Genomic DNA, 1,203 nt, shown 5'->3' with positions numbered 1-1,203 from the left:
CGAAGATACAGTTGAGTAAGTAAACTAATGTTTAATTTTTCAGATTAGAAAATTCCAATTTGCAGTTTAATGAAATGAGAGTTTTTAAATAAAAAAGCTATATAGGTTTATTTTTTATAATAATTTATATACTAAAAAATAAACACTCTTTCTATAATTTAATAATATAGTAGTAGAAAGGAGTTGGTTAAAAATGTCTTTAGAAAGAAACACTAAGAATAGAAACATACAGAATTTATATGATGAATGTAAAAGGTTAAAGAGTTATCACACTATTTTTACAATGAAAGATGGAAGTGTATTTGACGGGATTATTGAAAGTGTAGATCAAGATTGTGTTATTGTTTTGGTTGGTGAGGATGTAATGGATGAAGAATTTGAAAATCAATATAATCAACAACGACAATATGGTCGTCCTAGAAGATTTAGAAGATTTAGACGTAGATCTTTTCCGCTTGCTACTTTAATAGCATTATCATTGTTACAGTATCCATATTATGCTCCACCATATTCTTATTATCATTATTAAAAAAATTTATGAATAATTATTAAAATGTTAAACTAGAAGATAAAACTAAATTAAATATTAAAGATTTAATCTAATAATATATAGTAAAAATCATATCTCATATAAAAGTGATTAAAACAGTAGAAAAAACATTAAATTCTCTAGAAATAATAACAATTTAGTATGATGGATTAAATATAAAAATACGTAAAAACAATAAGATTTTAGAAAAAATACATTAAAAGATTCTTACTTTTTTCATATTTCTATGATTAATTGTACTTGTTTTAAATTTGTAATATAATTAAGAAAAAATTTAAAATTTTAAATAGGACGAAAGGTAGAATTAATGAAAATAAATTTTGAAATAACAAAAGATGACTATATAAATTTTAATTTATATCATTTAGAAAATTCTAAATCACAGAAAAATACATTTAATATTCTTAGATATATTATACCTATAATATTTTCTATACCAATATACTTTATAGGGACCGGTATACTTAATCAGCCAAGCATATATTGGATTATAGTAGCTATAATTTATGCAATTATTTGGATTTTGACATACCCCAAACAATATAAAAAATTAATAGCTAAACAAACTGATAAAATTTTAAGTGAAGGCGATAATTCATCTATATTTGGAAGTAAGAGTTTAGAAATTGTTGATGGAACAATAGTAGTAAAAG

At 22.1% G+C, this 1,203-nt stretch carries 1 protein-coding gene and 1 pseudogene; both read left to right on the top strand.

What is annotated here, in order from left to right; all coding sequences use genetic code 11:
• The first annotated feature begins 193 nt into the window (after window positions 1-193).
• Window positions 194-529, top strand: a complete 336-nt coding sequence (locus CHF27_RS13775; protein WP_095405786.1) for a hypothetical protein — start codon at window positions 194-196, stop codon at window positions 527-529.
• A gap of 328 nt (window positions 530-857) precedes the next feature.
• Window positions 858-1,203, top strand: a pseudogene (locus tag CHF27_RS13770) (YcxB family protein); the annotation flags it as partial.

This window comes from Romboutsia maritimum, from assembly GCF_002251085.2.
GTDB classification, from domain to species: domain Bacteria; phylum Bacillota; class Clostridia; order Peptostreptococcales; family Peptostreptococcaceae; genus Romboutsia_B; species Romboutsia_B maritimum.
Note: the sequence above shows the minus strand (reverse complement) of the source record. Positions and strands in the feature narration are given on the sequence as shown.

What these genes read in the sequence shown, in the direction of transcription:
- CHF27_RS13775 (WP_095405786.1), top strand. Translation starts at nt 194, where the DNA reads ATGTCTTTAGAAAGAAACACTAAGAATAGAAACATACAGAATTTATAT.